This is a genomic window from Rhodococcus mengyinensis (assembly GCF_048381435.1).
GTDB lineage: Bacteria > Actinomycetota > Actinomycetes > Mycobacteriales > Mycobacteriaceae > Rhodococcus_F > Rhodococcus_F opacus_D.
This window is the reverse complement of sequence record NZ_JBLWIT010000105.1, coordinates 1-24257: the sequence shown is the minus strand read 5'-3', so window position 1 is coordinate 24257 and position 24257 is coordinate 1. Positions and strand designations below refer to the sequence as shown.

Here is a 24257-nt window from a genome sequence, read left to right as displayed (position 1 = left end):
GTCGCGTGCGACACGAAGGCTCCGACACGCCGAAACCCCGGTGTTAAGGTTTCGCTCACCTAACTTTTGATCAGGAGCTTCATGTGAACGTTCTCTCCCGACGCCGGGTAGTCGCCGGCGCGGTCGCACTGGCCGCTGCAGCCACTTTCTCGATCACGTCCTGCTCCAGCAGCGACAACTCCGCCGCCGCGTCCGGCACCACGTCGTCGACCGGGCAGTTCCCCCGCACCGTCGACCATTTCCGCGGCAGCACCGAGATCCCGGCCGAACCGCAGCGCATCGTGGCACTCGACAACAGTTTCACCGACGCCGTCCTCCTCCTCGAGGCGCCACTCGTCGGATACGTCGACTACCGCGAACCCGGCCTGCCCGACTACCTCGGCGCCTCGCGGGACGAGTTCGCTGCCGAAGCCGAGTCGGTGGGCAAGGTCAGCACCGCGAGCCTCGAGCAGATCGCCGCGCTGCAACCCGACCTGATCATCTCCGCCGAGGTGCGCGACGGAAAGAACTACGAGCAACTGTCCGCGATCGCGCCGACCATCTTCACCGAGACGACCGGGCCCACTTGGAAGGACAACATCCGTCTCGTCGGCAAGGCACTGGGCAAGGAAGAACTCGCGGAGCAGAAGATCGGCGCCTACGAGGAGCGGGCCGCGGCCGTCGGCGCGGAGATCAATGACACGGCGTCGAATCCGGTGATCTCGGTCGTCCGGTTCGCGGGCGAGCCGACGGCACGCCTCTACCGCACCACCTCGTTCAGCGGGATCGTCCTCTCGGACGCCGGGCTCGCTCGTCCGCAGAGCCAGGGCCCCGATCCGGCCGACCCCGACAACATCATGCAAGCCATCAGCCCCGAGCTGATCAGCGAGGCGGAGGGCGACGCCATCTTCGTCAGCACCTGGCAGGACCCGGCCGGCAAGAGCGCCGAAGCGGCGAAGCCGTTCCTGGAGAGCCCGCTGTGGCAGACGCTGAAGGGACGCAAGATCGACGTCGACGACGCCCGCTGGATGTCGCCGGTCAGCATCCAGGGCGCGCACCTCATCCTCGACGACCTGTCGGACACGTTCGGGGTGGACAAGCACAGCGGCTAACCTGAACGCGCCCGCACACACAGGAAGTCGCCGAATTGTCCCCTCGTAGGTTTTCCGCCCGCCGCGCGTCCACCGGTCTCGTCGCCGCCGTCGCTGTGCTCGCAGTCGCCGGCTGCTCTCAACCGTCCGACGACGATCCCGCAGCGTCCATCGTCCGGACCACCACGCAGATCGCCGGAGCCGGTGTGGTCGGCATCGAGCGGGACACCACGACCGCCTGCGCCGGGCCGGCCCCTGTCGACGCCGCACTCGCGGCCGGCTCGACGCACCGGGTGGTCCACACGAAAGGCGAGAGCGACGTTCCGTCGGATCCGCAGCGGATCGTGGTGCTCGACAGCGCCGCACTGGACGCGGTGTGCGCACTCGGTCTGTGGAAGAACGTGGTCGGCGCGGCGACCGTCGACGGGGACTCACCTCAGCCCGGCTACCTCGGCACGGGCATCTCCGAGATCCCGGGCGTCGGATCCGTCGACGCCCCGGACGTGAACAAGATCGCGCAGGCGGACCCGGATCTGATCCTCGGATCGAGTCCGGCGTCCGACCAGCTGTACGGCGCGCTCTCCCCCATCGCGCCCACCGTGTTCGTCGGCTCCGACCCCGTGTACTGGAAAGCCCAGTTCCTCCTCGTCGGCAACGCCCTGGGCCGGGCCGATGCGGCGACGGCCGCGCTCGAGCAGTACCAGCAGGACGCCTGGCAACTCGGCGTCGACATCGACGCAGCGCAGACACAGGCGTCCGTCGTCCGCTTCGACGCCGACAGCATGGAGGTCGAGGGTCCGGCCACGTTCGCCGGCCAGGTCCTCACCGACGCCGGAGTGCGGCGGCCCGCCTATCAGAACCTCGACGGCGCAGTCACCGAACCGATCACCGAATCCGACATCGACCAGGCCGAGGGCGACCTCATCTACGCCGTCCTGGACGGCGAGGAGGGCACCGCGCACGCGGAGGACATCATGTCCGGTGAGGCATGGGAAGACCTCGAGGCGGCCTCCGACAAGCGGGTCTTCGCCGTGGAGGGTGACGTGTGGGGCGGAAACGGTGTCGTCGCCGCACGCGCGATGCTCACCGACCTGCGGAACACGCTGAACGGCTACGTCGGCTAGGAGGCGCGGTGCCCGTCCCCGAGTTCGTCACCGCCCTGCGCGGCCATGTCGGCACTGCGCCGCTGTGGCTGTCCGGGGTGAGTGTCGTGGTGCGCGACGCCGACGGCCGGGTGCTGCTGACGCGGCGCGTCGACAACGGAAAATGGGCCGTCGTGTCCGGCATCCTCGAACCCGGGGAGGAACCCGGACCCGCGGCGCTGCGTGAGGTACGCGAGGAAACCGGCGTGGACGCGGAACTGGTCCGGATCACGAGCGTCGACGTCACCGACCCGATCACCTACCCCAACGGCGACGTCGCGCAGTATCTCGACGTGTGTTTCCTCGCGCGGTATCTGAGCGGGGAGGCTGCCGTGTCGGACGACGAGAACCACGACGTCGCCTGGTTCTCCCCCGACGCGCTGCCGCCGGATCTCACCCCGTCGTCGCGACTGCGGCTCGACAAGGCGCTGCAGGACGAGCCCGAGGCGTGGTTCCGCCGCTGAACGCAGTTCGCCCGATGTCACATCGGTGCAGTCGAACTGAACCGGTGTGACATCGGGCGACAGGCCTGGGTCGCTCTAGAAGTCCCAGTCCTCGTCTTCGGTGTTGACGGCCTTGCCGATGACGTAGGAGCTGCCCGAGCCGGAGAAGAAGTCGTGGTTCTCGTCCGCGTTGGGTGAGAGCGCCGACAGGATCGCCGGGTTGACGTCCGTCTCGTCCTTCGGGAACAGACCCTCGTAGCCGAGGTTCATCAGCGCCTTGTTGGCGTTGTACCGCAGGAACTTCTTGACGTCTTCGGTGAGGCCCACCTCGTCGTAGAGGTCCTGGGTGTAGTCGACCTCGTTGTCGTAGAGCTCGAAGAGCAACTCGAACGTGTAGTTCTTGAGGTCGTCGCGCTCGGCCTCGGTGAGCTGCTCGAGACCCTTCTGGTATTTGTAGCCGATGTAGTACCCGTGCACGGCCTCGTCACGGATGATGAGGCGGATGAGGTCGGCGGTGTTGGTGAGCTTCGCCCGCGACGACCAGTACATCGGCAGGTAGAAGCCGGAGTAGAACAGGAAGCTCTCGAGCAGGGTGGAGGCCACCTTGCGCTTGAGCGGCTCGTCGCCCTGGTAGTAGTCCATGACGATCTCGGCCTTGCGCTGCAGGTTCGGGTTCTCCTCGGACCAGCGGAAGGCGTCGTCGATGTCGCGGGTGGAGCACAGCGTCGAGAAGATCGAGCTGTAGCTCTTGGCGTGCACCGACTCCATGAACGCGATGTTGGTGTACACCGCTTCTTCGTGCGGGGTGATGGCGTCGGGGATGAGGCTGACGGCGCCCACGGTGCCCTGAATGGTGTCGAGGAGCGTCAGCCCCGTGAACACCCGCATCGTGAGCTGCTTCTCCTGCGGCGTGAGCGTCCCCCACGACGGGATGTCGTTGGACACCGGCACCTTTTCGGGCAGCCAGAAGTTGCCGACGAGACGGTCCCACACCTCGGCGTCCTTCTCGTCCTGGACGCGGTTCCAGTTGATCGCGGATACGCGACTCACCAGCTTGACCATTGATTCCTCACTTCGTTCGGCTGTGAGTACTTGTCAACCGCCGGCGGTTGACAAGTACTCACGGGCGGCGGAGCCGCCTACAGCATGCAGGAAACGCAACCTTCGACCTCGGTACCCTCCAGAGCCATCTGACGCAGCCGGATGTAGTACAGCGTCTTGATGCCCTTGCGCCACGCGTAGATCTGGGCCTTGTTGATGTCGCGGGTGGTGGCGGTGTCCTTGAAGAACAGCGTCAGCGACAGCCCCTGGTCGACGTGCTGCGTCGCGGCGGCATAGGTGTCGACGATCTTCTCGTACCCGATCTCGTAGGCATCCTGGTAGTACTCCAGGTTGTCGTTGGTCAGGTAGGGCGCCGGGTAGTAGACGCGGCCGATCTTGCCTTCCTTGCGGATCTCGATCTTCGACGCCACCGGGTGGATGGAGCTGGTGGAGTAGTTGATGTACGAGATCGAGCCCGTCGGCGGGACGGCCTGCAGGTTCTGGTTGTAGATGCCGTACTTCTGCACGGACGCCTTCAGCTCGCGCCAGTCGTCCTGCGTCGGGATGTGCACACCGGACTCGGCGAACAGCTGACGCACCCGCTCCGTCTTCGGCTCCCACACCTGATCGGTGTACTTGTCGAAGTACTCGCCGGACGCGTACTTGGACTGCGGGAAGCCCTTGAAGTGGGTGCCCCGCTCGATGGCGATCCGGTTGGACGCCCGCACCGCGTGGAACACGACGGTGTAGAAGTAGATGTTCGTGAAGTCGATGCCCTCGTCGGAGCCGTAGAAGATCCGCTCACGGGCCAGGTACCCGTGCAGGTTCATCTGCCCGAGGCCGATGGCGTGAGAGTCGTTGTTGCCCTGCTCGATCGACGGCACCGAGTAGATGTGCGTCTGATCGGACACCGCGGTGAGGGCGCGGATCGACACCTCGATGGTGCGTGCGAAGTCGGGCGAGTCCATGGTCTTCGCGATGTTCAGCGAACCGAGGTTGCAGGAGATGTCCTTGCCGACCTCGCTGTAGGAGAGGTCGTCGTTGAACAGCGACGGCGTCGAGACCTGCAGGATCTCCGAGCACAGGTTGGAGTGGGTGATCTTGCCCTCGATGGGGTTGGCCCGGTTCACCGTGTCCTCGAACATGATGTAGGGGTAGCCCGACTCGAATTGCAGCTCTGCGATGGTCTGGAAGAACTCGCGCGCCTTGATCTTCGACTTGCGGATCCGCTTGTCGTCGACCATCTCGTAGTACTTCTCGGTGACGTTGACGTCCGCGAACGGGACACCGTAGATGCGCTCGACGTCGTACGGCGAGAAGAGGTACATGTCCTCGTTCTTCTTCGCCAGCTCGAACGTGATGTCCGGGATGACCACACCCAGCGACAGCGTCTTGATGCGGATCTTCTCGTCGGCGTTCTCCCGCTTGGTGTCGAGGAAGCGGTAGATGTCCGGGTGGTGCGCGTGCAGGTACACCGCGCCCGCACCCTGTCGCGCGCCGAGCTGGTTGGCGTACGAGAAGGAATCCTCGAGCAGCTTCATGATCGGGATGACACCGGAGCTCTGGTTCTCGATCTTCTTGATCGGGGCACCGTGCTCGCGAACATTGCTGAGCAGCAACGCAACTCCGCCGCCGCGCTTGGACAGCTGCAGGGCGGAGTTGATGGAGCGGCCGATGGACTCCATGTTGTCCTCGATGCGCAGCAGGAAGCAGGACACGGGCTCGCCGCGCTGCTTCTTGCCGGAGTTGAGGAACGTGGGGGTGGCGGGCTGGAACCGGCCGGCGATGATCTCGTCGACGAGCTTGGTCGCCAACTCTTCGTCGCCGGCGGCGAGCGTGAGCGCGACCATGCAGACACGGTCCTCGAACCGCTCCAGGTAGCGCTTGCCGTCGAACGTCTTCAGCGTGTACGAGGTGTAGTACTTGAACGCGCCCAGGAACGTCGGGAAGCGGAACTTCTTGGCGTAGGCGTGATCGATCAGCGACTTCACGAACGCGCGCGAGTACTGGTCGAGGACCTCGGGCTCGTAGTAGTTCTCCTCCACGAGGTAGTCGAGTTTCTCGTCCAGGTTGTGGAAGAAGACGGTGTTCTGGTTGACGTGCTGCAGGAAGTACTGGCGGGCGGCGGCGACGTCCTTGTCGAACTGGATCTCACCGTTGGGGCCGTATAGGTTGAGCATTGCGTTGAGTGCGTGGTAATCGAGACCGTTCGTCGAGTCTCCACCGCGCGCATCGCGCTCTACGCTCCCCGCGTCGATGGTGTCTGTGATGGTCGGCGCCACTTCTCGTGCTCCTCGTCGTCTAAGTGATCCCAGAATTCACCCAGACCGGCCCTGACCCGCTCGACGTCCTCGGCTGTGCCCATGAGTTCGAAGCGGTAGAGGTAGGGAACGTGGCATTTCTGAGAAATGATGTTTCCTGCAAAGCAATAGGATTCACCGAAATTGGTGTTTCCTGCCGCGATCACTGCTCGGATCAGCGACCTGTTGTGTGTGTTGTTGAGAAATCGGATGACCGGCTTCGGGACGTAACTGGTGTCGCGGCCCATGGCCGTCGTTCCCCCGCCGTAGGTGGGGACGATCAGCACGTAGGGTTCGCGAACCTCGAAGGTTCCCTCGCGGTCATGAATGGGTATGCGCGTCGCAGGCAGCCCGAGCCGCTGGACGAATCGGTGCGTGTTCTCCGAGGCGCTGGAGAAGTACACCAGCGATGTCATCGGTTTCCACCATCTGGACTAGAACTACCGTTTACTGCCGCCCGGGAATCGGTTCGATCTCCGCCTCGGGCGGTGCGATCGCCTCGCTTCAAGCAGCGTTTGCCGAGAGGGTCTTGATGCGGTCGGGGCGGAAGCCCGACCAGTGCTCGTCACCGGCCACGATCACGGGCGCCTGCAGGTATCCCAGTGCCATGACGTAGTCCCGGGCTTCGGGGTCTTCGGTGATGTCGACGACGGAGTATTCGATACCCGCCTTGTCGAGGGCCCGGTAGGTGGCATTGCACTGAACGCAAGCGGGCTTGGTGTAGACGGTGATGCTCATGAAGTCCCTCTTTCCACTGCCGAATGGAGCTGACGAAGTGTGTGTTCAGCGCACTGAGACTTCCCCTGATCGAGATGGCGGTGACCCCCGATGGAGATGCTCACCGAGTCGGTTCTCGTTGTGGTCTCTCAGTGCTCAAGACACTACACCTAGTGGCCGACAGAAACACTTAACCCGAGATGTTGTGAGTCACATTGATGAAATTCCCAGGTCGTCATCCCGCGGACCATAAATTTCGTGCTCGCTCCGGCGTGTCGCACATCACATCTTCGGTGTGACGCGGAACACCCCTCGCATCGCGCTCGTGCACTGGAGGCTCCGGGAGCTTACGTCACCTCCGCAGACACGCCCGCATCCGCGGTGCGGGCCCCGGGAGAGCACCGTACGGACCGGCCGGAGACGACTCCGCCGGACCATGGCAGCCCCCTCCGAGCGCAGCCCTCGCCCCACCCGGAGACGCCGCTCCCCGACCGCCCGCGGCCGGGCACACCGGGGCGTCGCACACGACGTGCTCCCCATGCTTGCCGACCGGTAACTGCCTGCCGGCCCCGGTACCGTGAGCGCATGTCCGACGACTCCCTGGACCACCTCCCCTGGTCGGCATCCGTGGCGCGCACGACGCGGGTGACGCCGAACATGCAGAGGATCACCCTCGCGGGCGGAGATCTCGGTCGATTCGAGTCCAGCGGGCGGCCGGACGAGCGCCTGCTCCTGGCCTTCCCACCCGACGGCGCGGAGAAGCGCAGCTACACCGTCCGCCGCTGGGATCCGGACGCCCTGGAGATGGACATCGATTTCGCCGTCCACGCGGGCGGAACCGCGGCGCACTGGGCCGCTCGCGCGCGCCCCGGTGAGACGCTCGGGTTCTCCACCGCCTCGGGGTGGTACGCGCCGCCCGCCGATTCCGAGTGGCAACTCCTCCTCGCCGACATGACGGCACTGCCCGCCGTCGGCCGGATACTCGAGGAATTGCCCGGCTCGCCGCGGGTGCACGTCATCGCGGAGGTCACGACCCCCGAGGACCGGCAGCAGTTCGCCACCGATGCCGCGCTGACCATGACGTGGCTGGACGGGAGCGGAAACGGCGCCGGCGACAGTCTGCTCGCCGAGGCGGCCCGCGACTGGCCGCGCCCGGATGCACCGGGATACGTGTGGTTCGCGGGCGAGGCGAAGGTGTCGCGGGTGGTGCGGCGCTGGTTACGACATGACCTGGGCTGGCATGCGGACCGCTACGACGTCATCGGTTACTGGCGCGACAACAAGGAGGAGTGGGTCACCCGGTACGAGACGGTGCGCGAACAGATAGAAGCCGCCAGGGACTCTGCCCTGGCGGCCGGTGAAGACTTCGACTCGGTGCGCGACGCCGTCGACGCAGCCCTGGATCGGACCGGGCTGTAGCGACGACGGCGCCGCGCGCGAGCGGATCGTCAGGCGTCGACGAGCTGCTTCGTGGCGTCGACGAGGCTGGCGACGACGTCGGCAACCTGCTGCGCGACCTCGGCGTTCTCGCGCGGGTGCCGGTCACCGAACTTGTCGATGGTGCCGCCGATGGCGAGGGTGACGTCCTCGAGGACCTTGCCGCCTGCGATGCGGACGGCCTTGCGGGTGTCCTCGTGCGCCCACTGTGCACCGTTGCCGCTGGGTGAGGCGCTGATGACGGCGACGGGCTTGTCCTTGACGGCGCCGGTGCCGTACGGCCGGGAGATCCAGTCGATGGCGTTCTTGAGGACGGCGGGGATGGTGCCGTTGTACTCGGGCGTGAGGAGCAGGAGCGCGTCGGCGCGGCCGGCGGCCTCACGCAGCGCCTCGACGGCGGGGATGGAACCGGCGACGTCGATGTCCTCGTTGTAGAAGGGGACGTCCCCGAGGCCGTCGAACACGGTCACCTCGGCACCGTCGGGCGCCACGGCGATCGCGGTCTCGGCGAGCTGACGGTTGACCGAGGCGGCGCGGAGGCTGCCGACGAGAACGAGAACGTTGGTCTGTGACATGTCAATAATCCTTCGATGGTGCGTAGGGCGACTCGTGAACATGTATAGCAACTAAACGGACCGCGGTCCACTTATGTTCCCGTCACGGTAGGATGCGAGGCGTGACCAGTCCCCTGCTGCCCCAGATCGGGGTCGATCCCCCGGAACGCGGAGACGCCGCACGTAATCGGCGTCGTCTGCTCGACGCGGCTGCGCTGCTGGTCGCGGAGCGCGGCGTCGACGCCGTCACGATGGACGCGGTCGCCTGCAAGGCCGGTGTGGGCAAGGGCACAGTGTTCCGCCGGTTCGGCAGCCGGTCGGGCCTCATGCACGCACTCCTCGACCACACCGAACGGGAACTCCAGCAGTCCTTCATGTTCGGTCCACCGCCGCTCGGACCGGGCGCCGACCCGATCGACCGACTGATCGCCTTCGGGCACGCCCGCATCGCGATCGTCGAGGTACAGGGTGAGGTCCAGCGCGCGGCCGAGAATTCCCTCGAGTTCCGTTTCGCCGCACCCGCCCGGGCGGTCTCCGTGCGTCACGTCGTGTCCCTGCTCCGCGCGGCCGGGGTGCAGGGCGACCACGAACTGCTCGCCTGCTCATTGCTCGCACCCCTCGAAGCCACGCTGGTACTGCACGAATTGCGCGACCTCGGGATGTCCGTGGAGCGGCTCGGCGCCGCCTGGGAGGACCTGATCCGGCGCGTCACCCGATGTTGATCCCGGATCCGGACAATTTGTCTAACCTCGGGGAATGCGCACCACCGCGACCGTTCTCGGCCTCCTGACGTTCGCCTCGCTCACCGCCTGCGCCGGGGACGCGCAGCCCGGCCCGCCGGATCCGGCGGGCCGCACCTACGTCTCCACCTCCGTCGAGGGCGACCCCATTCCCGGCGGTGGGCCCCTCGTGCTCGGCTTCACCGACCCCGGACGCCTCTCCGTCGAGGCCGGATGCAATCAGGGCAGCGCCGACGTGGACCTGTCCGGCGGGAAGGTCGTGGCAGGACCGCTCGCGATGACGCTGATGGCGTGTCCGGGCGAGTCCGCCGGCGCGGACGCCTGGGTGGCGGCGCTGCTGGACGCGCAACCGAACTGGACCCTCGGCGGCGACACACTCACCCTTACCACGTCCACCGGTTCGGTGACGCTGACGGACGAGAAGGTCGTCCGGCCGGATCGGCCCGTCGTCGGGACCACCTGGACGGTCACCGCGCTGATCAGTCCGGACGCGGTCACGGCGACGGAGGCATTGGAAAGGACGGCACCCCAGTTGCTCATCGCCGGCGACGGTTCGGCGTCCGGCTTCACCGGCTGCAACCGCATGACCGGGACCGCGGACGTGCAGCGGAGTTCGATCTCGTTCGGGCCCTGGGCCACCACCCGGATGGCGTGCCCCCCGGATGTGTCCGAGGTCGAACGTGCCGTTCTCGCCGCGTTGGCCGGGGAGACGGGCTACAGCGTCCATTCGGACTCGCTGCGACTGGTCAACAGCGACGGGATCGGGCTGACACTGCGGGCGAGCTAGAGAGCCGCCAGCCAGCGACCGAGTTCCCGGGCGCTCGCATCGATCCGGGCGGGCCAGTCCAGTGCCGAGTCGTCGGCCGTGTCGCTGACGTGCTTGACCAGTCGGCACCGGGCGCCGCCGCGAGCGCTGGCATAGGCGACGGCGAAACCCTCCATGTCGACGAGGTCGGCCCTGCGGGCGAGCACGTCGCGCACGCCGGCGTCGGACACGAACAGATCGCCGGTCGCGAGCACCGAACCGTCGCCGTCCGGCAGGGCGAGGAGATCGGCCACCTCGTGGCCGAGTGCTCGGATGGCGTCGCCACTGATGTCGTGGTTGAGGACGGTCGACGGCGTGAACAGGCCACTGTGATGCTCGTGCAACGCACCGGCGGTGCCGATGTTGACGACGAGCGGCTTGTCCGTTCGCGGATAGTCGGCGAGTGCGGACGCCACGGCCACGGCGGCGCTCACCTTGCCGATCCCGGTGATCAGGACCTCGAACTCGGACGGGACGTGCACCGCCTCCGCCTTGGTCGCGCTGACCACCAGAACGTCCGATCTACTCATGCGCGGAACCGTACCCTGCGCTCGTCAGGGGCACTCGCTAGAGTTCTGTCATGGCGAATCTACGTGCGCAGATCCTCGAGGAACTCGGTGCCCGGCCCACCATCGATGCGGCCGACGAGATCCGCAAACGTGTTCAGTTCCTGAAGGACTACCTGCTGTCGACCCCGGCCAAAGGATTCGTCCTGGGTATCAGCGGCGGTCAGGACAGCACCCTCACCGGACGCCTCGCGCAACTCGCGGCGAGCGAACTGCGCGACGAGGGCCACGACGCCGAGTTCGTCGCCGTGCGGCTGCCCTACGGCACCCAGGCGGACGAGTCCGACGCGCAGATCTCCCTCGACTTCATCAAGCCCGACCGGTCGGTGGTCGTCAACGTGAAGCCCGGCGCGGACGCCACCGCGAAGGAGTCGTCCGAGGCGCTCCGCGACATCATCGGCGACGGCGGCGAACTCCGCGACTTCGTCCGCGGAAACATCAAGGCCCGCGAACGCATGGTGATCCAGTACTCGATCGCCGGCCAGCTCGGGTATCTCGTCGTCGGCACCGACCATGCCGCGGAGGCGATCACCGGCTTCTTCACCAAGTTCGGCGACGGCGGCGTGGACGTCACCCCGTTGACCGGGTTGTCCAAGCGTCAGGGCGCCGCACTCCTGCGCGAACTCGGCGCACCCGAGAGCACGTGGAAGAAGGTCCCCACCGCCGACCTCGAGGACGATCGCCCCGCCCTCCCGGACGAGGAAGCGCTGGGAGTCACGTACGCCCAGATCGACGACTACCTCGAAGGCAAGGACGTGCCGGACGCCGTCGCGCAGAAGCTGGAGACGATGTTCCTGAACACCCGCCACAAGCGCACGGTCCCGGTGACCCCGCTCGACACGTGGTGGCGGTGACCCGATGGTCCAGGCGCTCGTCGCGGGCGGTACCGGCACTGCGGGCCGGCAGGTGGTCAAGGAGTTTCTCGCGCGCGGTCACTCCGTCCGGGTCCTGACCCGGCACGGCGGTGCGCCGGGCAGCGAGATCGCCCATTTCCACGGTGACCTCGTCACCGGTGAGGGCCTCGCCGAAGCACTCGACGGGGTCGACGTCGTGGTGGACACCACCGACGGCAAGACCCGCGGCACCCGGGCCGTGCTGGAGAAAGGCGCCGAGAACCTCCTCGCCACCGCGGACGGCGCGGGAGTCGGGCGCGCCGTGCTGCTCTCCATCGTCAACGTCGACCGCAGCGAATTCCCCTATTACCAGGCGAAGCGGAAGCAGGAACGGGTCTACGAGAGCGCCGCGATGGAGACGTCGATCGTGCGGGCGACCCAGTTCCACGACTTCATTCCCATGATCGCGAAGCCGGCGAGCCGGGCCGGGTTGATCCCCGCGTTCTCCAAGACGAACTTCCAGACCATCGACACCAGGGATGTCGCGACCGCGCTGGTCGACGCCGCCCTGGCCGCCGAACCGGCGCCGGAGGGGACTATCACGATCGGTGGACCGGAGGTTCGCACCGCCCGCGATCTGACGGCGGCGTGGAAGAAGGCCACCGGGACGCACGGGTTCGTCGTGACCGTGCCTCTTCCGGGCGCGATGGGCCAGTTCTTTCGGGAGGGATCGAACCTGGTGCCCGACAATCGGTTCGGAACGATCACGTTCGACCGGTGGCTGGCCGACTCCGTGAACGCGGCCCGCTAGCCGCCGGCGAACGGCGGCAGCACGTCCACCTGGGTACCGGCGGTGCGGGTCAGGTCGCGCGTCAGCTCGGAGTCCACCAGGAACGCGGAGACCGACAGAACCCGCTGCATCTCGGGTCCGTACTTGGCGAGGAGATGGTCTTTCACCTGGCCGAGGTCGGCGCCGACCGGGAGGTCGAGAGTTTCCTTGGTGCAGCCCGCCGCATCGGCGGCGGCCGCGAAGTACCGAACGGAAATGCCTGTCACGTCAACCACCGATTGCTCCCATGCTCCGTTGCGGCGGGGCGAAGCCGTCCGCGTTGATTCCGTGGCCTGCCCACTTGTTCCACATCGCGCCGCGCCACAACTGCGCCAGTTCCTCGTCGCCCGCACCCGACCGCAGGGCCGCCCGCAGGTCGATCTCCTGGTCGCTGAACAGGCACGACCGTACCGTTCCCTCGGCCGTGAGACGGGTGCGGTCGCAGTCCGAGCAGAACGAGCGCGTGACGGACGCGATGATCCCGACCGTGGCCGGTCCGCCGTCGACGAGCCACTCCTCGGCGGGCGCCGACGGATCTTCCCTCCCGTGTTCGGTGAGGGTGAACCGCTCGCCGAGGACGGCCAGCAACCGGTCGGCGGCGACCATGTTCTCGCGTGCCCACTCGTGATCGGCGTCGAGCGGCATCTCCTCGATGAACCGCAGCGCGACGCCCTCGCTCAGGCACCACTCCAGGAGATCGGCCGCTCCACTGAGCGTTTCGGGCATGAGCACCGCATTGATCTTCAGCGGCGCCAGTCCGGCCCGGGCGGCAGCGCGGATACCGGCGATCACCGACGGCAGCCGGTCGCGCCGCGTCAGTCTCGCGAAGTGCTCACGATCGACCGAATCGAGGGAGACGTTGACCCGCGTCAGTCCGGCGCGGGCGAGCCCGGCCGCGCGGTGCTCGAGACCGACCGCGTTGGTGGTCATCGCCAGCGGGATCCCCGGTGCCCGCTCGGCGCACCCGGCGATCATCTGCTCGAGATCCACCCGCATCAGCGGCTCGCCCCCGGTGAACCGCACCTCGCGCACACCGAGCCGGTGGACGGCGATATCGACGAGCCGGACGATCTCGTTCGCGGTGAGGAGGTTCTCCGCCGGAATGGCGGGCAGGCCTTCCTCGGGCATGCAGTACGTGCAGCGCAGCGAACACTTCTCGGTGATGGACACCCGCAGGTCACGCGCGACCCGGCCGAACCGGTCGACCAGCTCATCGACGTCGGGTCTCCCGTCGAGCGAGACCGACGACCGGACAGTCGGGATACCCATCGCCACGGCCGTCATCGAGTTGCCTTTCGCTGCATCTGTCCAGTATGCCGCGAGGGGGTGACCGTTGTCCGGCGCGGTGCCCTCGTCGCTCCGTTGGCGGGGTGCCTAGGATTGGTGACCATGGCCGGAGGAACATCGTGACCGCACGCTCTGTGGAGCAGCACGCCCAGCACGTCGCCGAACTCCTCGCGACGCTCCAGGAGCGCCCGGCCGAGGAGATTCCGCTCGGCGAGGCGCTCGGGCGCGCCCTCGCCGCCGACGTCCACTCCCCCGTCGACCTGCCGTTGTTCCGGAATTCGCAGATGGACGGATACGCGGTCGACGCCGCATCCGTCGCGTCGGTCCCGGCTGTGCTGCCGGTGCTGGGCGTGATCGCCGCGGGACCGGCCGGCGCCACCACCCACACACCCGGGACCGCCTACCGGATCATGACCGGTGCGCCGATCCCCGACGGCGCCGACGCCGTCGTCCCGGTGGAGGACACGGAGACCACGGACGGACAGGTCCGCATCGAACGCTCGCGCACCGCGGGCGAATTCGTGCGCGAGCGCGGCAGCGACGTCCAGGAGGGCACGCTCCTGCTGCCCGTCGGCAGTGTTCTCGCCGCCCGGCACATCGCCGTCCTCGCCGCCGTCGGCCTGCAGCGCGTCCCGGTGCGTCCGCGTCCCCGCGTCGCCGTGATCACCACAGGCGCCGAACTGGTGGACGCCGGGACCACACTGCACCCCGGAGAGATCTACGACTCCAACGGAATCGCCCTCGCGTCGAGCGCCAGGGCCAACGGCGCCGAGGTCGTCTCGATCACCCGCAGCGGCGACGACCCGGCCGAGTTCCGGACCCTGCTCGCGGAGGCGACCACCACCGCCGATCTCGTCCTCACCTCCGGCGGGGTGTCGATGGGCGACTTCGAGGTGGTCAAGGAGACGCTCTCGCCGCTCGGCGCACAGTTCGGTCACGTCGCGATGCAACCGGGCGGCCCGCAGGGCACCGCCGTCGTGGACGGTACGCCCGTCCTCAACTTTCCCGGTAACCCGGTGAGCACCCTCGTCTCGTTCGAGGTGTTCGCGCGTCCCGAGATCCGGCGCGCGGCCGGGCTCCCTCCGACCGAACCCGAGGAGCTGCCGCTTGCCGCGGCCGTCACCTCCATTCCCGGCAAGCGGCAATTCCTCCGCGCACGCCGCACCGACGCCGGGGTCGAACTCGTGTCCGGCCCCGGTTCCCATCTCGTCGCCGCGATGGCATGGGCGGACGTCCTCCTCGACGTTCCCGCCGACGTCACCGCGCTCGACGCCGGACAACTCGTGAAGGTGATCCCCCTATGAGCGACCTGACGCACCTCGACAGCGAGGGCCGCGCCCGCATGGTCGATGTGAGCGCGAAAGCGGACACGACCCGAATTGCAGTCGCTGCCGGGCAGTTGGTCACCACACCCGCGGTGATCGAACTGGTGCGGGCCGACGATCTGCCCAAGGCGGACGTTCTCGCGACGGCCAGGATCGCCGGGATCTCGGGGGCGAAGAAAACGTCCGAACTGATTCCGCTGTGCCATCAGCTCGCGCTGTCGTCGGTGAAGCTGGAGTTCGGGTTCACGGGCGATGCCATCACGATCGAGGCCACCGCGAAGACGAAGGGCCCGACGGGCGTCGAGATGGAGGCCCTCACCGCCGTGGCGGTGGCCGGATTGACGTTGCACGACATGGTGAAAGCCGTCGACCCTGCCGCGACACTGGACGGTGTCCGGTTGCTCACCAAGGACGGCGGCAAACGCGGACACTGGACGCGTGAGCAGCAGAGCACCGGAATCCCCACGGTGACATCGCGATCCGCGGCCGTTCTGGTCGCCTCGACCGGCGGCGCGAAGGGCACTCGGGAAGACACGACCGGCCCGGTGATCGCCGCGTGGCTCGAGGACCGTGGCTTCACCACGCGGGGTCCGCTGGTCTACGCGGACGCCGACATCGCCGCCGGCCTCGCCGACGCACTGTCCGGCAATCCGGCGCTGATCATCAGTACCGGCGGTACCGGCGTCTCCCCCACGGATGCCACCCCGGAGGCCACCCGTGCGGTGCTCGACCGAGAACTCCCCGGTGTGGCCGACGCCATCCGGAACCGCGGGACGGCGGTGACCCCGCACGCCTCGCTGAGCCGCGGACTCGCCGGTGTGGCGAACGGCACAGTGGTGGTGAATCTGCCCGGCTCGCCGGGTGGCGTCAAGGACGGATTGTCCGTCCTCGATCCCATCGTCGACCACCTCCTCGCTCAGGTCGCAGGCGGAGGTGCGCACGATGAGTGACATCCTCGCCCAGATCTCGGATCAGCCCCTCGATCCCGCCGTCGTCGACGCCGCCGTGGCCGGGCCCGAGCACGGCGCCGTCGTGGTGTTCACCGGCGTCGTCCGTAATCACGATGGCGGACAATCCGTTTCGGCTCTCGAGTACCAGTCGCACCCGGACGCCGAGCGCTTCCTCCGTACCGTCTGCGAGGAGGTCGCGGCGTCCACCGGACTACCCGTGGCGGCCGTCCACCGGGTCGGGTCCCTCACCGTCGGCGACCTCGCGGTGGTCGCCGCAGTCGCCGCACCACACCGCGCCGAGGCGTTCGCCGCGTGCGCCGAACTGGTCGAACGGATCAAGCACGAAGTACCCATCTGGAAGCGGCAGAATTTCGCCGACGGGGCCTCGGAATGGGTCGGTTTGTGAGTCCTCGGTCGGACCGTTCGGCTGCCACCGGGTAGAGTGGCGATCACTAGGTGACCACGACGGTCATCGAGCGTCGTAGAACGCATTCAGTTCGGTCACCCGAATCCTGTTGGATGTGCACCACCGCATCCGCTCTTCTTACGGCGAAGAAGCTTGCCGACCGGCAACGCCGCCAACCTGTGCTCGAGCTCCGACGGAGACCTTCCGTATCGGCCCTCCGGGCACAACCCTGTGCCCGAAAGGCCTGACCACTTGTCTGACACACATACTCCCGACACGACGTTCGCTGCGCTCGGCGTCCGCGAACCACTGGTGAAAGCACTCGCCGACAAGGGGATCACCTCCCCGTTCCCCATCCAGGTCGACACCCTCCCCGACACGCTGTCGGGCCGCGACGTGCTCGGCCGGGGCAAGACGGGCAGCGGTAAGACGCTCGCCTTCTCCATCCCGATGGTGTCCCGCCTCGCGGGTGAACTGTCGGGCGGAAAGCGTCGCCCGGGTCGCCCGGTGGGCCTGATCCTGGCCCCCACCCGCGAGCTCGCCACGCAGATCACCGCAGCCCTCGAGCCCCTCGCCGCCGCCTACGACCTGCGGGTCACCACCATCTTCGGTGGTGTCTCCCAGAACCGTCAGGTGAGCGCGCTCAAGGCCGGCGTCGACATCGTCGTCGCGTGCCCCGGACGGCTCGAAGACCTGATGAAGCAGAAGTTCGTGAGCCTCGACGCCGTCGAGATCACCGTGCTCGACGAGGCCGACCACATGGCCGACCTCGGCTTCCTGCCCGTCGTCACCCGCATCCTCACCGCGACCCCCCAGCACGGGCAGCGGCTGCTGTTCTCCGCCACGCTGGACAACGGCGTCGACAAGCTGGTGAAGCGGTTCCTGAAGAACGAGGTCCTGCACTCGGTCGACGAGGCGAACTCGCCCGTCGCCGCCATGACGCACCACGTGTTCGACGTGGACGGCGTCGAATCCAAGCGCAAGCTGGTCGAGCGGCTGGCGTCCGGGACCGGACGCCGGATCCTGTTCATGCGCACCAAGCACCAGGCCCGCAAGCTGGCCCGTCAGCTCACCGAGGCGGGAATCCCCTCGGTCGACCTGCACGGCAACCTGTCGCAGGCGGCCCGTGACCGCAACCTCGCGTCGTTCTCCGCCGGTGAGGCACGCGTGCTGGTGGCCACCGACGTCGCAGCGCGCGGCGTCCACGTCGACGACGTGCAATTGGTCGTCCACGTCGATCCGCCCGCCGAACACAAGGCATACCTGCACCGTTCCGGTCGCACCGCACGCGCGGGCAGCGCCGGCGACGTCGTGACGGTCGTGCTGCCCGAGCAGCGCAAGGACCTCGCCGTCCTGATGCGCAAGGCCGCGATCAAGGTGACCCCCCTCCGCAGCACCGCGGATTCCGCACACGTGCTCGACCTGGTCGGCGACATCGCACCGCACGTCACCCCCGCCCCCAAGGCGGCTGCGCCCGCGTCGAACGGCGGCGGACGCAACCAGCGACCGGGCGGCGCCCAGGGTGGACGCGGCGGCCAGGGCGGTCGCGCACACGGCCAGGGCGGCGGGGCACGTCGCTCCCGCTCCGGCGGTGCCGGACGCCCGCGCGCCGCATCGTCCACCGGCGGCGGAACCCGCACGGCGTCCGCCGCCGGCTCACGCCGCCGTCAGGGCTAGAACTTCTCGAGGTGGACGGCGTCGGCCAGTGGCCGGCGCCCCCGCCACCCGAAGCGCTCGAGGTCCGGCACCTGCTGGAACTCGGCAACCGTCCCCACGCACAGCCAGGCGATGGGGCGCACCGGCTCGGGGATGCCCAGCAGTTCGGTGAGATACGGCTCGTCGTAGAACGACACCCAGCCGACGCCGACGTTCTCGGCGGCCGCGGCGAGCCACAGATTCTGGATCGCGAGCACCGCGGAGAACAGACCGGTGTCGTCGACCGTGTGCCTGCCGAGGATGTGTTCGCCGCCTCGGCTCCGGTCGTAGGTGACGACGACTCCCATACCGCTCTCGCAGATCCCTTCGATCCTGATGGGATCGAACGTCTTCTTCCGGTCCTCGGGCAGCGAGTCCGCGAAACGCCGCCGGGCGCCGGCCACATGATCGGCGAACGTGGTCAGCGTCTCGGTGTCGCGCACGACGACGAAATCCCACGGCTGCGTGTTGCCCACGCTGGGGGCGCAGTGCGCCGCACCCAGGATGCGGTCGAGCACGTCGGCCGCGATCGGCTCCCCGGTGAACTCGGCCCGCACGTCGCGGCGACGACGGATCGCGTCGTACACGGACAGCGCGGGCTCGGGATTCGTTTCAGGACTACACGCAGACTCGGTCACGCGGTCACGGTATAGCGGTGCACGCCCAGCATCGCGCCGGGGTCCGCCTCGTCCCCCTCCGCCACGACGCAGTCCGCGAGCCGGGTCCGCACGTGCTCGGCCTCGATGTCGGCGCCGATGAGCACCAGCTGGGTCGCCCGCTCCTCGCCGGGTTCCCAGCGCGTCGACGTGAATCTGATGTGCGGGCCGACCGTCTGCACCTCGAACTTCCGCGACTGTCCGGGCACCGCGAAGTGCACGAATCCCTTGATCCGGTAGATCCCGACCGGTCGTTTCTCGAGGAACTCCACGAGCCGACGCGGATCGATCGGCTCGTCCGAGGCGAAATCGACTGCCTCGTAGGACGAGTGCAGGTGATCGTGGTCATCGCAGTGGTCGTGCTGGTCCAGCAGGAGTTGGTCGAGGGTGAGCTGCTCCCCCGCCGCCGGTTCACGCCCGGGTTCACGGTCGAACAGCAGGGTGGGCTCGATCCTGCCGTGCGCGGTGGTCAGGACGGGCGCGCGGTCGTTGTAGTCGCGGACCATCGCCTGCACGGCGGCGCGTCGGCCGTCGTCGATGCGGTCCGTCTTGTTCAGGATCACGAGGTCGGCGAGCGTGACGTGCTTGCCGAGGTCCGGGTGCTGCGCCGCCTTGTCCTCGAACTGCTCACCGTCGACCATCACGACGAGGCCGCCGTACACGACGTGCGGGTTGGTGCTGCCGAGAACGAGCCGAATCATGTTGCGCGGCTCGGCAAGTCCGCTCGCCTCGACGATGATCACGTCGATCTGCGACGTGGGATGGGCGAGGCGGTCCAGCATCTCGTCCATGTCGCTGACGTCCACGGCGCAGCACATACAGCCGTTGCTCAGCGACACCATGGAATCGACCTGACCGGCCACCATCATCGAATCGATGTTCACGGCGCCGAAGTCGTTGACGATGACGCCGACCCGGACCCCGCGGTTGTTGCGCAGCACGTGGTTGAGCAGTGTCGTCTTTCCCGAACCGAGGAATCCGGCGACGATGACGACGGGAATCCGCTTCTTCGCCAACGCTGCGACCTCCGTGGGACCTCGACGATCTACCGGGCGCCCATCCTAGCGTCCCGCCACCGCGGCGAGGATCGCCGCGTCGACGTCGGCTGCGGGCGTCATCGGCAGCGCATGATGTGTGGCGCCGGGAATCGTCGTGACCGTGGCCGACGGGAGCAACCGGCGGACGTTCGCCGCCACCCTCCCCGGATCGTGTGCCCGACTGCCTCCCGCAAGCACCACGGCAGTATGGGCGGTCAGCCTCCCCAGCGCCTCGGCCTTCGGGCGCGGCGGCACCACGAGCGCAGTGCGGCCGAAAGCGGCCGTCCCGAGCGCGCTCACGCCCAGCCACCGCGGGTCGACTCCGGCGCCCGCGGTCTCCCAGCCGATCAGACTCCGCTGCCGCTTCTCCGTCGGCCTGATCAGCACCGGCACCGCGCGGAGCAGGTACCTCGGGCTCATGCCCGCAAAGCAGGACGTCGGGTCGAGCAACACCAGGCTGTCGACGCGACGGGAACCGTGCAGCGTGTAGGCGAGGGCGATCATGGCGCCGTACGAATGACCGACCACCGCCGACGCGTTCACCCCGAGGTGGTCGAGCACCGCGTCCAGCCACTCGAACAGGTTCAGGGCCGTGCGCAGCGGTGCGCCGTCGTTCACACTGCGCCCCACGTCGCCCATGACGTCCACCGCGAACACCCGGTGACTGCGGGCGAGCGCCGCGACGTTCGCGATCCACACGATCGACGTCGCCCCGCCCCCGGGCAGTAGGAGAAGCGGCGCCCCCGACTCGGGTCCGCACACGTTGACCCGGGTGCTCCCGAACCGTGTCGGGACGTCGACGGGTGTGACGTCCACCGGCCACTCGTCCAGCAGCGCGTCGTACACGGCGAAGAAGTCGTCGACTGCCGTCATCAACCCTCCTCGGTTATCTCGCCAATCGAGATACTAGACAAACGAAGGAAAAGTCGCAGTAGATTGCAGAGCGTGGACCCGGACGAAGGCGCACAGACCGTGCACCGGCTGCGTGCACTCGCAGTCGAACTGAACCTGCTCGGCGCCGAATTCGCGCAACTGCACGGACTGCACACCACCGATCTCCGTGCCCTGATCTGCATCCTCGACGCCGACCGCACGGGACTCGCCGCCACACCCGGATGGCTCGGAAGTCAGCTCGGCATCAACTCCGCCTCGGTCACCGCCCTGCTCGATCGCATGGAGAAGGCAGGCCTGATCCGGCGCGACCGGGACGCCGACGACCGCCGCAGGTCGTTGCTCGCGGTCACACCCCGCGCCGTCGACCTCGGTCAGACGTTCTTCGGGCCGCTCATCGACCGGACGGCCTCCGTCCTCGACGACTTCGACACCGCCGAAAGGGCAACCATTTCACGGTTTCTCGACGGCGTGAACCGTGCGGTCACCGTCGAACGCCAGGCCGGCGCTCAGCGCACGGACGGCGCGGAGTCGAGGTCGCGGACACGACGCGCGGGCGACCCCGCGTAGAGCCCGTTCGGCTCGCAGTCGCGGGTGACCACCGCGCCCGCCCCGATGACACATCCATCCCCCACCGTCACTCCGGGAAGGATGATCGCGCCCGCGCCGATCCAGCACCCGTCGCCGACCACGATCGGACGGTCGACCACCCGCCCGCCCCGGCCGTCGCTCGGTCCGATCTCGTGAGTACTCGTGATGAACTGCGCGCGGTGCCCGACAGCGACCTGCCTGCCGAGCGTGATGGGCGCAGTGCCGTCGAACAGCACTCCGCGGTTGACGAACGTCCCCAGCCCCATCGTGACGTCTTTGCTGCCGAAATAGCAGCCGGAACAGATGCCGGCTCCCCACACTTTCGCGCCCGCCGCCATCAGCAGGAGAACGCGAAGCCACACGGGGACGAACGCGGAGGCCTGGACGATGGTGACGAACCGCATCCCGTCACCCTATCGCCACGGAGCAGGTTCGATACCGGAAGTTGCTCGCCGTTAACTGCGATACCGCCCGAAGATCCGAGGCGCGGCGTACTATGTGGGCGCCATCGAAGATTCCCGAGGGGGGACAGTGAGACAACTGGATAGCGACGGATTCGCTGCACTGATGGAGTCCATCCCCCACGCGATCAGCGTTCACGACCGGGATCGAAACCTCGTGTTCAGCAACCCCGCCTGCGCGGCCCTGATCGGCTACGACACCGACGAATTCGCAGACCTCGAACACGAGCAACTGTTCCACCCCGACGACGCCGAACTGTGGGGCACCATGCTCGCCCGGGTCCTGGGTACGGAAAGCACCAGCGCGACAGCACATCTGCGCATCCGCCACCGGGAAGGCCACTGGATCTGGGTGCGCGTCGCGGCGTCCACGTTCACCGCAGGCGCCGAGAGGTTGGTCGCCCTCGTGCTCCAGGACGAATCCGACACGATCTGGGGCAACCCCACGGCCGCGAGGCAACCGATCCGATAACCGCCCGCTCACCGCCCGTCGCCGGACGCCGTGCCACTACACGGCGGAGTCCGGACGGTCGCGCCGCAGCGCCGGCAGAAATGGGTGCGGTGCCCACCGTTGTTCGACGTCGCGCACCCACACACCTCCCACCCCACCAGGCACGTGTTGGCGGCCAGCGTGTGCCCGTTCGGACAGCGCCCCGGCGCGGTTTCGGTTCTGGCGGCCACACGCCCAACCTACCTCGCGGTCGAACATATGTGCGAGTTCGACCGGGAACCGCCGTCGCTGCGGTGGGCGGTCACATGTAGTTGCCGGGCGAACCGTCCTCCTGCCCGTCCTCCCGCTCCACCAGGAACCAGCTCCCGGGGGCGTAGATCAACTCCCGGGCGGCACGGACGATGACGAGCGCCCCGGACTCGTGGATACTGTAGCTGTCGTCGTCGCCGAAGTCGGTGACGGCGAACTCCGCCAATTGGTCGAATGATCGATGCGTCACAGTGAATGTCATGACGCCAGTGTCCCACCGGGACAAGGGGATGAATGAGGAAAGCCTCCCACCCGCATTGTCTGCGGATGAGAGGCTTCTCTCGAGTGGAGCTAAGGGGACTCGAACCCCTGACCCCCACACTGCCAGTGTGGTGCGCTACCAGCTGCGCCATAGCCCCGTATTCGGTTGTTCTCCGCACTCGGAATGACTTCCTCCGTGCTCGAAGAAAGTTACACCATTGCCGACCGGGCCAACAAATCGCCTGGTCAGAGGCGCTTCGCGCCCGTGCGCCTTTCTGGTTGTTCCAGCTACGGCGTTTTCAAGCGGCCGTCGCAACAACGAGTTTCCCGAGACGCTCGGCTGGACTGTCCCAGTCGAGCGTCATACGGGGACGACGATTGAGTTTATCGGCCACCACGTCGAGGTAGACCTCTTCGAACCCGTCCAACGCGATCCCCTTGGGGAAGTACTGGCGCAGCAAGCCGTTTGTGTTCTCGTTCGTCCCGCGCTGCCACGGCGAACGCGGATCACAGAAATACACCGGCACCCCCGTCTCGACAGTGAACCGGGCGTGCTGACTCATCTCCGCACCCTGATCCCAGGTGATCGACTTGGCAAGGTGCTGGGGAAGCTCGGTGATCTTGCGGGTCATCGCCGACCGCACCTGCTCGGCGGAATGCCCATCCGGCAGGTGCAACAGCATCACGAACCGGGTCGACCGCTCCACCAACGTCCCGATCGCCGACTTGTTGTTCGCCCCGATGATCAGATCGCCCTCCCAGTGCCCGGGCACCGCCCGGTCCTCGACCTCGGCGGGACGCTCGGAAATCATCACCATGTCCGGGAACTTCCCCCGCCGCTCACCGACCGTGCTTCGGTGTTTACGCAGGTAGCGGCCGGTCCGCAGATGGGCGGTCAGCTCCCGCGTCAACGCTCCCCGGGACTGGACGAACAACGCCTGATAGATCGATTCGTGTGACACCCACATCTCCGGCCGGCTCGGATACTCCCGCCTGAGCTTGTGCGAGATCTGCTGCGGTGACAAGTCCTCACCCAGCCACCCCTGCACCTGCTCCCGCAACTCGGCGTGGGCGGCGAGCTTGGCGGTCTTGGGGCGCCGGGCGCGGGCCTCGGCGTCCCGTTGGGCCCGTGAGGCCAGATACTTCCCGCGAGAGGACAACGCCCGCCGCAGTTCCCGGCTGATCGTGGACGGGCTGCGGCCCAGTGCGTGGGCGATCGCCCGGATCGTCCACCCGTCCCGGCGGAATTCGTCGATCTGCTCCCGCTCGGACAGCGACAGATACCGCCCCGACGGGGGAACAGGTCGGCGGGGACGCACTCCACCGACCTGCACCAGCCACCGCCGCATCTGGGTCAGCGAGACCTGCACCTCACACGCCGCGCTGACCGTGTCCTGCCCCGCCCGCAAACACTCCCAGAACTGCTCCCGCACTCGCCGCTCGATCGGCGGCCGCCCCTTGAACACCATCCACAACACCCTTCCTTACCAGGGATGTTGCGTCGACCGACTGAATACGCC

The 24257-nt window shown here is 67.6% G+C and carries 28 protein-coding genes and 1 tRNA gene; 14 read left to right on the top strand and 15 right to left on the bottom strand.

Features of this window, described 5'->3' with window-relative positions:
* Positions 1 to 83: 83 nt before the first annotated feature.
* From ACNJ7E_RS21125 to ACNJ7E_RS21115, 3 genes are read left to right on the top strand one after another with little or no spacing between them, the layout of a single operon-like run.
* Complete coding sequence (locus ACNJ7E_RS21125; protein WP_280781699.1) at positions 84 to 1091, top strand: ABC transporter substrate-binding protein; 1008 nt, start codon at positions 84 to 86, stop codon at positions 1089 to 1091.
* A 35-nt stretch (positions 1092 to 1126) separates the two neighbouring features.
* Positions 1127 to 2194, top strand: coding sequence for an iron-siderophore ABC transporter substrate-binding protein (locus ACNJ7E_RS21120; RefSeq protein WP_418340895.1), 1068 nt, complete (start codon positions 1127 to 1129; stop codon positions 2192 to 2194).
* 8 nt (positions 2195 to 2202) lie between these two features.
* On the top strand, positions 2203 to 2676 hold the full coding sequence (locus ACNJ7E_RS21115) for an NUDIX hydrolase (protein WP_280781697.1): 474 nt from the start codon (positions 2203 to 2205) through the stop codon (positions 2674 to 2676).
* A gap of 75 nt (positions 2677 to 2751) precedes the next feature.
* Here the strand turns inward: ACNJ7E_RS21115 and nrdF are convergent, their stop codons facing one another.
* The 4 genes from nrdF to ACNJ7E_RS21095 form a co-directional block, all read right to left on the bottom strand.
* Entirely contained in the window at positions 2752 to 3717 is a 966-nt protein-coding gene (nrdF, locus tag ACNJ7E_RS21110) for a class 1b ribonucleoside-diphosphate reductase subunit beta (protein ID WP_005240291.1), read from the bottom strand.
* A gap of 77 nt (positions 3718 to 3794) precedes the next feature.
* Positions 3795 to 5978, bottom strand: a complete 2184-nt coding sequence (nrdE, locus tag ACNJ7E_RS21105) for a class 1b ribonucleoside-diphosphate reductase subunit alpha (RefSeq protein ID WP_005240290.1) — start codon at positions 5976 to 5978, stop codon at positions 3795 to 3797.
* Positions 5936 to 6412 (bottom strand): class Ib ribonucleoside-diphosphate reductase assembly flavoprotein NrdI, encoded by a 477-nt coding sequence (gene nrdI / locus ACNJ7E_RS21100; RefSeq protein WP_005259574.1) that lies wholly within the window; start codon positions 6410 to 6412, stop codon positions 5936 to 5938. The genes nrdE and nrdI overlap by 43 nt, the downstream gene beginning before the upstream one ends.
* Before the next feature lie 88 nt (positions 6413 to 6500).
* Entirely contained in the window at positions 6501 to 6734 is a 234-nt protein-coding gene (locus ACNJ7E_RS21095) for a redoxin NrdH (RefSeq protein WP_005240286.1), read from the bottom strand.
* Between the two features lie 564 nt (positions 6735 to 7298).
* Between ACNJ7E_RS21095 and ACNJ7E_RS21090 the strand changes: the two genes are divergently transcribed.
* Entirely contained in the window at positions 7299 to 8132 is an 834-nt protein-coding gene (locus ACNJ7E_RS21090) for a siderophore-interacting protein (RefSeq protein WP_418340894.1), read from the top strand.
* Between the two features lie 29 nt (positions 8133 to 8161).
* Here ACNJ7E_RS21090 and ACNJ7E_RS21085 read toward each other — a convergent pair whose 3' ends face one another.
* Positions 8162 to 8725, bottom strand: a complete 564-nt coding sequence (locus ACNJ7E_RS21085; RefSeq protein WP_280781694.1) for an NAD(P)H-dependent oxidoreductase — start codon at positions 8723 to 8725, stop codon at positions 8162 to 8164.
* A 101-nt stretch (positions 8726 to 8826) separates the two neighbouring features.
* On the opposite strand from ACNJ7E_RS21085, the gene ACNJ7E_RS21080 reads away from it, so the two are divergent.
* Complete coding sequence (locus ACNJ7E_RS21080; RefSeq protein ID WP_280781693.1) at positions 8827 to 9426, top strand: TetR/AcrR family transcriptional regulator; 600 nt, start codon at positions 8827 to 8829, stop codon at positions 9424 to 9426.
* Between the two features lie 34 nt (positions 9427 to 9460).
* Positions 9461 to 10231: an META domain-containing protein gene (locus ACNJ7E_RS21075; RefSeq protein ID WP_418340893.1), complete on the top strand. Its 771-nt coding sequence runs from the start codon at positions 9461 to 9463 to the stop codon at positions 10229 to 10231.
* On the opposite strand, the gene ACNJ7E_RS21070 is transcribed toward ACNJ7E_RS21075, so the two are convergent.
* Complete coding sequence (locus tag ACNJ7E_RS21070; protein ID WP_037245347.1) at positions 10228 to 10779, bottom strand: nucleosidase; 552 nt, start codon at positions 10777 to 10779, stop codon at positions 10228 to 10230. The genes ACNJ7E_RS21075 and ACNJ7E_RS21070 overlap by 4 nt on opposite strands.
* 50 nt (positions 10780 to 10829) lie before the next feature.
* On the opposite strand from ACNJ7E_RS21070, the gene nadE reads away from it, so the two are divergent.
* A complete protein-coding gene (gene nadE, locus ACNJ7E_RS21065; RefSeq protein WP_005240272.1) occupies positions 10830 to 11669 on the top strand; it encodes an NAD(+) synthase in 840 nt (279 codons plus the stop codon).
* 4 nt (positions 11670 to 11673) lie between these two features.
* Positions 11674 to 12459, top strand: a complete 786-nt coding sequence (locus tag ACNJ7E_RS21060; protein WP_280781691.1) for an SDR family oxidoreductase — start codon at positions 11674 to 11676, stop codon at positions 12457 to 12459.
* On the opposite strand, the gene ACNJ7E_RS21055 is transcribed toward ACNJ7E_RS21060, so the two are convergent.
* Positions 12456 to 12713 (bottom strand): MoaD/ThiS family protein, encoded by a 258-nt coding sequence (locus tag ACNJ7E_RS21055; RefSeq protein ID WP_280781690.1) that lies wholly within the window; start codon positions 12711 to 12713, stop codon positions 12456 to 12458. The genes ACNJ7E_RS21060 and ACNJ7E_RS21055 overlap by 4 nt on opposite strands.
* Complete coding sequence (gene moaA / locus ACNJ7E_RS21050) at positions 12706 to 13761, bottom strand: GTP 3',8-cyclase MoaA (protein ID WP_418340892.1); 1056 nt, start codon at positions 13759 to 13761, stop codon at positions 12706 to 12708. The genes ACNJ7E_RS21055 and moaA overlap by 8 nt, the downstream gene beginning before the upstream one ends.
* A gap of 122 nt (positions 13762 to 13883) precedes the next feature.
* Between moaA and ACNJ7E_RS21045 the strand changes: the two genes are divergently transcribed.
* The 4 genes from ACNJ7E_RS21045 to ACNJ7E_RS21030 all read left to right on the top strand — a co-directional run bounded on the left by ACNJ7E_RS21045 (position 13884) and on the right by ACNJ7E_RS21030 (position 18122).
* Positions 13884 to 15068, top strand: coding sequence for a molybdopterin molybdotransferase MoeA (locus tag ACNJ7E_RS21045; RefSeq protein WP_280781689.1), 1185 nt, complete (start codon positions 13884 to 13886; stop codon positions 15066 to 15068).
* Positions 15065 to 16039 (top strand): bifunctional molybdenum cofactor biosynthesis protein MoaC/MoaB, encoded by a 975-nt coding sequence (gene moaCB, locus ACNJ7E_RS21040; RefSeq protein WP_280781688.1) that lies wholly within the window; start codon positions 15065 to 15067, stop codon positions 16037 to 16039. Before ACNJ7E_RS21045 ends, moaCB begins: the two co-directional genes overlap by 4 nt.
* Entirely contained in the window at positions 16032 to 16445 is a 414-nt protein-coding gene (locus ACNJ7E_RS21035) for a molybdenum cofactor biosynthesis protein MoaE (RefSeq protein ID WP_280781687.1), read from the top strand. The genes moaCB and ACNJ7E_RS21035 overlap by 8 nt, the downstream gene beginning before the upstream one ends.
* 252 nt (positions 16446 to 16697) lie before the next feature.
* A complete protein-coding gene (locus tag ACNJ7E_RS21030) occupies positions 16698 to 18122 on the top strand; it encodes a DEAD/DEAH box helicase (protein WP_198601971.1) in 1425 nt (474 codons plus the stop codon).
* On the opposite strand, the gene bluB is transcribed toward ACNJ7E_RS21030, so the two are convergent.
* Genes bluB through ACNJ7E_RS21015 form a run of 3 tightly spaced genes read right to left on the bottom strand, consistent with a single transcriptional unit; the run spans position 18119 to position 20706 of the window.
* Entirely contained in the window at positions 18119 to 18778 is a 660-nt protein-coding gene (bluB, locus tag ACNJ7E_RS21025; protein WP_280781686.1) for a 5,6-dimethylbenzimidazole synthase, read from the bottom strand. The two genes, ACNJ7E_RS21030 and bluB, sit on opposite strands and share 4 nt — an antisense overlap.
* Complete coding sequence (locus ACNJ7E_RS21020) at positions 18775 to 19812, bottom strand: CobW family GTP-binding protein (protein WP_280781685.1); 1038 nt, start codon at positions 19810 to 19812, stop codon at positions 18775 to 18777. The genes bluB and ACNJ7E_RS21020 overlap by 4 nt, the downstream gene beginning before the upstream one ends.
* Before the next feature lie 45 nt (positions 19813 to 19857).
* Positions 19858 to 20706 (bottom strand): alpha/beta fold hydrolase, encoded by an 849-nt coding sequence (locus ACNJ7E_RS21015; protein WP_418340891.1) that lies wholly within the window; start codon positions 20704 to 20706, stop codon positions 19858 to 19860.
* Between the two features lie 63 nt (positions 20707 to 20769).
* Here ACNJ7E_RS21015 and ACNJ7E_RS21010 point away from each other — a divergent pair, with 63 nt between their 5' ends.
* Positions 20770 to 21294: a MarR family winged helix-turn-helix transcriptional regulator gene (locus tag ACNJ7E_RS21010; RefSeq protein ID WP_280781683.1), complete on the top strand. Its 525-nt coding sequence runs from the start codon at positions 20770 to 20772 to the stop codon at positions 21292 to 21294.
* Here ACNJ7E_RS21010 and ACNJ7E_RS21005 read toward each other — a convergent pair.
* Complete coding sequence (locus tag ACNJ7E_RS21005; RefSeq protein WP_280781682.1) at positions 21234 to 21719, bottom strand: acyltransferase; 486 nt, start codon at positions 21717 to 21719, stop codon at positions 21234 to 21236. The genes ACNJ7E_RS21010 and ACNJ7E_RS21005 overlap by 61 nt on opposite strands.
* 127 nt (positions 21720 to 21846) lie before the next feature.
* Here ACNJ7E_RS21005 and ACNJ7E_RS21000 point away from each other — a divergent pair, with 127 nt between their 5' ends.
* Positions 21847 to 22248 (top strand): PAS domain S-box protein, encoded by a 402-nt coding sequence (locus ACNJ7E_RS21000; RefSeq protein WP_241961798.1) that lies wholly within the window; start codon positions 21847 to 21849, stop codon positions 22246 to 22248.
* Between the two features lie 280 nt (positions 22249 to 22528).
* Here ACNJ7E_RS21000 and ACNJ7E_RS20995 read toward each other — a convergent pair whose 3' ends face one another.
* The 3 genes from ACNJ7E_RS20995 to ACNJ7E_RS20985 form a co-directional block, all read right to left on the bottom strand.
* Positions 22529 to 22738 (bottom strand): hypothetical protein, encoded by a 210-nt coding sequence (locus ACNJ7E_RS20995; RefSeq protein WP_011598322.1) that lies wholly within the window; start codon positions 22736 to 22738, stop codon positions 22529 to 22531.
* Between the two features lie 84 nt (positions 22739 to 22822).
* Positions 22823 to 22895: transfer RNA gene (locus ACNJ7E_RS20990), tRNA-Ala, on the bottom strand.
* Positions 22896 to 23036: 141 nt separating this feature from the next.
* Positions 23037 to 24206 carry an IS30 family transposase gene (locus ACNJ7E_RS20985; protein ID WP_418339463.1) on the bottom strand — a complete coding sequence of 390 codons (1170 nt, stop codon included), beginning with the start codon at positions 24204 to 24206 and terminating at the stop codon, positions 23037 to 23039.
* Positions 24207 to 24257 lie beyond the last annotated feature (51 nt).

Bases quoted from the DNA above. Each gene is read 5' to 3' on its own strand.
- nrdI (WP_005259574.1), bottom strand. From the start codon at position 6,412: ATGACATCGCTGGTGTACTTCTCCAGCGCCTCGGAGAACACGCACCGA.
- ACNJ7E_RS21015 (WP_418340891.1), bottom strand. From the start codon at position 20,706: ATGACGGCAGTCGACGACTTCTTCGCCGTGTACGACGCGCTGCTGGAC.
- ACNJ7E_RS21085 (WP_280781694.1), bottom strand. From the start codon at position 8,725: ATGTCACAGACCAACGTTCTCGTTCTCGTCGGCAGCCTCCGCGCCGCC.
- ACNJ7E_RS21060 (WP_280781691.1), top strand. From the start codon at position 11,674: ATGGTCCAGGCGCTCGTCGCGGGCGGTACCGGCACTGCGGGCCGGCAG.
- moaA (WP_418340892.1), bottom strand. From the start codon at position 13,761: ATGACGGCCGTGGCGATGGGTATCCCGACTGTCCGGTCGTCGGTCTCG.
- ACNJ7E_RS21075 (WP_418340893.1), top strand. From the start codon at position 9,461: ATGCGCACCACCGCGACCGTTCTCGGCCTCCTGACGTTCGCCTCGCTC.
- nadE (WP_005240272.1), top strand. From the start codon at position 10,830: ATGGCGAATCTACGTGCGCAGATCCTCGAGGAACTCGGTGCCCGGCCC.
- ACNJ7E_RS21035 (WP_280781687.1), top strand. From the start codon at position 16,032: ATGAGTGACATCCTCGCCCAGATCTCGGATCAGCCCCTCGATCCCGCC.
- ACNJ7E_RS21090 (WP_418340894.1), top strand. From the start codon at position 7,299: ATGTCCGACGACTCCCTGGACCACCTCCCCTGGTCGGCATCCGTGGCG.
- ACNJ7E_RS20985 (WP_418339463.1), bottom strand. From the start codon at position 24,206: ATGGTGTTCAAGGGGCGGCCGCCGATCGAGCGGCGAGTGCGGGAGCAG.
- ACNJ7E_RS21005 (WP_280781682.1), bottom strand. From the start codon at position 21,719: ATGCGGTTCGTCACCATCGTCCAGGCCTCCGCGTTCGTCCCCGTGTGG.
- ACNJ7E_RS21095 (WP_005240286.1), bottom strand. From the start codon at position 6,734: ATGAGCATCACCGTCTACACCAAGCCCGCTTGCGTTCAGTGCAATGCC.
- nrdF (WP_005240291.1), bottom strand. From the start codon at position 3,717: ATGGTCAAGCTGGTGAGTCGCGTATCCGCGATCAACTGGAACCGCGTC.
- moaCB (WP_280781688.1), top strand. From the start codon at position 15,065: ATGAGCGACCTGACGCACCTCGACAGCGAGGGCCGCGCCCGCATGGTC.
- ACNJ7E_RS20995 (WP_011598322.1), bottom strand. From the start codon at position 22,738: ATGACATTCACTGTGACGCATCGATCATTCGACCAATTGGCGGAGTTC.
- ACNJ7E_RS21070 (WP_037245347.1), bottom strand. From the start codon at position 10,779: ATGAGTAGATCGGACGTTCTGGTGGTCAGCGCGACCAAGGCGGAGGCG.